The following is a 4,517-nucleotide window of genomic DNA, read 5'->3' on the forward strand; positions in this document are numbered from 1 at the left end:
CCGAATCCGCTGCGCGCCGCGTGCAATTCGACGCAATCGGCTGTCGGCACCGCCGAAATCGACGCGAATTGCGCAATTTGGCTTCCGATAATGGTCCGGACACAACGCAGCCGCCCCGTTGAAGCACGGGTGTGGCGCTGACCATGGAGGAGTCGATGCAATTCACGCAAGCGATCGTTCGCCGCCCCGCGCCGTCCTGTGGCGCGGGCCTGACCACCGCCGAACTCGGCGCGCCCGATTACGACAAGACGCTCACGCAGTTCCACGCTTACTGCGACGCGTTGCGCACGCTCGGCGTCGAGCTGACCGAACTGCCGCCGCTGGACGCGTTCCCTGATTCGCACTTCGTCGAGGACACCGCGGTCGTGACGCCGGAATTCGCGGTGATCACGCGGCCCGGTGCGCCCGCGCGGCGTGGCGAGACGGTACACATCGAAGCGGCGCTCGCCGCGCATCGCGACCTGCTGCCGATGCAGGACGGCCGTCTCGACGGCGGCGACGTGATGCAGGTCGGCAAGCGCTTCTACATCGGCCTGACGGGCCGCACCGACGCCGCAGGCATCGCCGCGTTCGAATGGCTCGTGTCGCGCTACGGCTACTCGGTCGTCGCGGTGCCGGTGGGCGCCGGCCTGCACCTGAAGTCGGTCGTCAACGCGCTCGGCGACGACACGCTGCTCGTGACCGAAGCACTGGCCGCGCATCCGGCATTCGCCGACTATCGCCGGATCGCGATCTCGGCCGCCGACGAATACGCGGGCAACACGCTGCGCGTGAACGGCACGCTGATCACACCCGCCGGCTACCCGCGCGTGCACGATGCGATCGCATCGCTCGGGCTGCCGCTGCACGTGATCGACACGAGCGAGTTCCGCAAGATGGACGGCGGGCTGACCTGCCTGTCGCTGCGGTTCTAGCCGATTGGCGCGCGGCCGCTTCGGCCGGATAATGTGGCCCTCGCGCGGAACAGGAGACGTTCCGCGCACCAGCCACGACCCGACCGGAGCGAACGCGGATGACCGACAAGAAGATGCAGCTCGACAAGATCGATCTCCGGATCCTCGACATCCTGCGTACCGACGGGCGGATTTCCTACCGGAAGCTGTCGGAACTCGTGAATCTCACGCCGCGGCCCTGCCAGGCGCGCGTGGAGCGGCTCGAGGCGCTCGGCGTGATCGAAGGGTACCGCGCGGTGATCAAGGCGCCGCGCGCGACCAAGCCGATCGTCGTGATCGCGCAGATCACGCTGGCCGACCACGGGCGTTCGCAGGCGCCGTTCGAGGACGAAATGCGTGCGAATCCGGCCGTGCTCGATTGCTGGCTCGTCAGCGGCACGTTCGACTTTCTCGTGCGGCTCGCGTGCGAGGATCTCGACGAGTACCGGCGGATCGCGAACGTGTGGCTGGAAAGCCCGCGGTTCCGGATCGAGAAGATCGTGACGACGGCCGAACTGCAGGCGATCAAGCGCAGCGTCATGTGAGGCGGCCGGCCGGGAAGGGCCGGTTTCGACGGGAATGACCGGGCCTGACGATTTGCATTCCGAATCAAATCGTCAGGCTCGAATCACAATCAGGGTGAACACTATGGATGCTTTGCAAGCGGCAGTGGAGACGGCCGCGCCGTCCGGAACGACGCTGAAGCGCCGTCTGCAGGGCCGCCACATCGCGATGATCGCGATCGGCGGCTCGATCGGCACGGGGCTGTTCGTCGCATCGGGCGCGTCAGTCGCGCAGGCGGGGCCGGGCGGTGCGATCGCCGCGTATATCGCGATCGGGCTGATGGTGTACTTCGTCGTCACGGGCCTCGGCGAGATGGCCGCGCTGATGCCGGTATCGGGCTCGTTTGCGATCTACGGCGAGAAGTACGTCGACGAAGGCTTCGGCGTCGCGCTCGGCTGGACCTACTGGTACAGCTGGGCCGTGACGATCGCGATCGAGCTGGTCGCCGCGCAGATCGTGATGCGCTACTGGTTTCCAACCATACCCGGCATCTGGTGGGGCGCGGGCTTCCTCGTGCTGATCTTCCTGCTCAATACGCTGTCGGTGCGCGGCTTTGGCGAATCGGAATACTGGTTCTCGCTGATCAAGGTCGTCACCGTGGTCGCGTTCATCGCGGCCGGGCTGCTGATCGCCGCCGGCCTGATCGGGAACGGGCATCCGGTCGGCTTGCGCAACTTCACGACGGGCGACGCGCCGTTCGTCGGCGGCGTGCACGCGATGATGAGCGTCGCGCTGATCGCGGGCTTCTCGTTTCTCGGCACCGAGCTGGTCGGGATCACGGCCGGCGAATCGGAGAATCCGCGCCAGACGATCCCGCGCGCGGTGAAGCAGATCTTCTGGCGGATCATGCTGTTTTACGTGTTCGCGATCTTCGTGATCGGCCTGCTCGTGCCGTACACGGATCCGAATCTGTTGAAGAGCGACGTGACCGACATCGGCGTGAGCCCGTTCACGCTGGTGTTCAGCCACGCGGGCTTCCGGCTCGCGGCCGGTGCAATGAATCTCGTGATCCTGACGGCCGTGCTGTCGGCCGGCAATTCCGGCACTTACGCGGCCACGCGGATGCTGTACAACCTCGCGGCGGAAGGGCGCGCGCCGGCGATGTTCGCGACGCTGTCGCCGGGCGGCGTGCCGCGCAACGCGCTGTACGCGACGATGGCCGTCGGCGGGCTGTGCTTCCTCACGTCGCTGACCAACAACCAGGGTATCTATCTGTGGCTGCTGAATACGGTCGGCATCACGGGCTTCATCGCGTGGCTTGGCATCGCGGTCTGCCATTACCGGTTCCGCAAGGGGTTCCTGAAGCAGGGCTACCGGCTCGATCAACTGCCGTACCGCGCGAAATGGTTCCCGTTCGGGCCGCTGTTCGCGATCGCGATCTGCATCGTGATCTCGCTCGGGCAGGATTACCAGGCGTTCTTCGCGGCCCGCATCGACTGGATGGAAGTGCTGTCGATCTACGTGTGGATTCCGCTGTTCGTCGCGATCTGGTGGGCGTATCGCCGTGCGCGCAAGGCCCGGCTCGTGCGATACGAGGAGATGGATATCGGCCCGTGGCTGACGCGTTCGGTCGACGCGGTCGATGCGGGGGCCTCGCAGCACAGGCATTCGCACTGACTGCTCGGAACTGAAAGTGCGGTAACGGGAGCCGGTCGTATCGTACGGCCGGCTCCGATGCGGCGGCCTGCGCACGGCGACGCACGCAAACGGCGCTCAGTGCCCGTGCCGCAACTGCGCCTTCATGAAATCCACCCACGCGCGCACTTTCTGCGGCACGTGCCGCGTCGCGACGTATAGCGCGTAGACGTTCTGCTGCGGAAACCGGTACGCGGGCAGCGCGTCGACCAGCGTGCCGTTTTCGAGATCGTCGCGTACGAGCCATTCGGGCAGCAGCGCGACGCCGCTGCCCTGGCGCGCCAGTTCGCTCAATACCGATGCGTTGTCGACGACGACGTGAGGCTTCCTGGCCGGTCGAAACGCATGTTCGTTGCCCGCGCGATCCGTGAGCATCCATTCGGCGATCCGCTCGAGCCGGCTGTGGCCGAGCTGCGGCAGGCGGGCCAGGTCGTCGGGCGACGCCGGGTGCGGCAGCCCGGCCTGCGCAGGCAGGTCGGGTGCCATCACGGCGAGCACGTCGTAGGTGGCGAGGCAGACGCCGCGATAGGGCAGGTCGCGAAAGTGCGCGTCGCGTCCGAGCCGGATCGCGACGTCGAAGCGGTCGCGCACGAGATCGGCCTGGGACGTATGCGTTTCGAGCCGCACGCGCAACGCGGGATGCTGCGCGGTGAACACATGCAGCATCGGCGCGAGGACGCGCGCCGCATACTCGACCGTCGACGTCACGCGCAGGACGCCGTGCATGCCGCCATGCTCGCCGCGCACCTCGTCGATCGCGCCTTCCGCTTCTTCGAGTACGCGCAGGCAGCGCTGGTAGAAGCGCTCGCCGGCGTCGGTCAGTTCGACACGCCGGGTCGTCCGCGTGAGCAGCGTCACGCCGAGCTCCGCTTCGAGCTGCTTGATGTTGAAACTGACGGCCGCCCGCGCCTGGTTCAGCGCGGTGGCGGCGGCCGTGAACGAACCGGCTTCGACCACGGCACGGAAGACGGCGAAACGATCGAGGCTCACCATGGTTGGGGCGTGGGTCCTGTCTATGCGTTGGATCGCTCGAAGGGTACCCGAATGTGCGGCCGCGTGTGGCGTGCGGTGTGTTGCACGGATGCGCGGCGTGGTCGCCGCATGATCCGATTGTCAAAGAAATTCGACGAGACTCGTCGAATCCGGCCGCTTACCGATGTGCGAGCCGGCTTCTACACTGCGGCGTTTCGTGATGTTCCCGCCGCCATGCCCGACCGTTCCAGAATTGCCGCCGTCTACCTGCTCGGTTTCGCGATCGATCTCGCGAACATGTTCATGCTGAACGCCGCGTATCCGGCGTTGCAGCGCGAGCTGCACGCGTCGGTCGCGCAGCTTGCGTGGGTCGGCAACGCGTACGTGCTCGGCCTGACCGTCGTGATCCCGTTC

Annotated in this window: 4 protein-coding genes and 1 pseudogene; 4 read left to right on the forward strand and 1 reads right to left on the reverse strand. The window is 66.7% G+C overall.

Annotated features, from left to right (window positions below; genetic code table 11):
- Positions 1-155 precede the first annotated feature (155 nt).
- The 3 genes from JYJ84_RS29205 to JYJ84_RS29215 all read left to right on the forward strand — a co-directional run bounded on the left by JYJ84_RS29205 (position 156) and on the right by JYJ84_RS29215 (position 3,113).
- Complete coding sequence (locus JYJ84_RS29205; RefSeq protein ID WP_175222897.1) at positions 156-914, forward strand: dimethylarginine dimethylaminohydrolase family protein; 759 nt, start codon at positions 156-158, stop codon at positions 912-914.
- A gap of 98 nt (positions 915-1,012) precedes the next feature.
- Entirely contained in the window at positions 1,013-1,477 is a 465-nt protein-coding gene (locus JYJ84_RS29210; RefSeq protein ID WP_175222898.1) for an Lrp/AsnC family transcriptional regulator, read from the forward strand.
- Between the two features lie 103 nt (positions 1,478-1,580).
- Positions 1,581-3,113, forward strand: a complete 1,533-nt coding sequence (locus JYJ84_RS29215) for an amino acid permease (RefSeq protein WP_175222899.1) — start codon at positions 1,581-1,583, stop codon at positions 3,111-3,113.
- Between the two features lie 96 nt (positions 3,114-3,209).
- Here JYJ84_RS29215 and JYJ84_RS29220 read toward each other — a convergent pair whose 3' ends face one another.
- Positions 3,210-4,124 carry a LysR family transcriptional regulator gene (locus tag JYJ84_RS29220; protein WP_175222900.1) on the reverse strand — a complete coding sequence of 305 codons (915 nt, stop codon included), beginning with the start codon at positions 4,122-4,124 and terminating at the stop codon, positions 3,210-3,212.
- 108 nt (positions 4,125-4,232) lie between these two features.
- Here JYJ84_RS29220 and JYJ84_RS38005 point away from each other — a divergent pair.
- Positions 4,233-4,517: pseudogene (locus JYJ84_RS38005) on the forward strand (MFS transporter); the annotation flags it as partial.

The sequence above is a fragment of the Burkholderia sp. LMG 13014 genome (assembly GCF_905232215.1).
Classification (GTDB): Bacteria; Pseudomonadota; Gammaproteobacteria; order Burkholderiales; family Burkholderiaceae; genus Burkholderia.

What these genes read in the sequence shown, in the direction of transcription:
- JYJ84_RS29205 (WP_175222897.1), top strand. Translation starts at nt 156, where the DNA reads ATGCAATTCACGCAAGCGATCGTTCGCCGCCCCGCGCCGTCCTGTGGC.
- JYJ84_RS29210 (WP_175222898.1), top strand. Translation starts at nt 1,013, where the DNA reads ATGACCGACAAGAAGATGCAGCTCGACAAGATCGATCTCCGGATCCTC.
- JYJ84_RS29215 (WP_175222899.1), top strand. Translation starts at nt 1,581, where the DNA reads ATGGATGCTTTGCAAGCGGCAGTGGAGACGGCCGCGCCGTCCGGAACG.
- JYJ84_RS29220 (WP_175222900.1), bottom strand. Translation starts at nt 4,124, where the DNA reads ATGGTGAGCCTCGATCGTTTCGCCGTCTTCCGTGCCGTGGTCGAAGCC.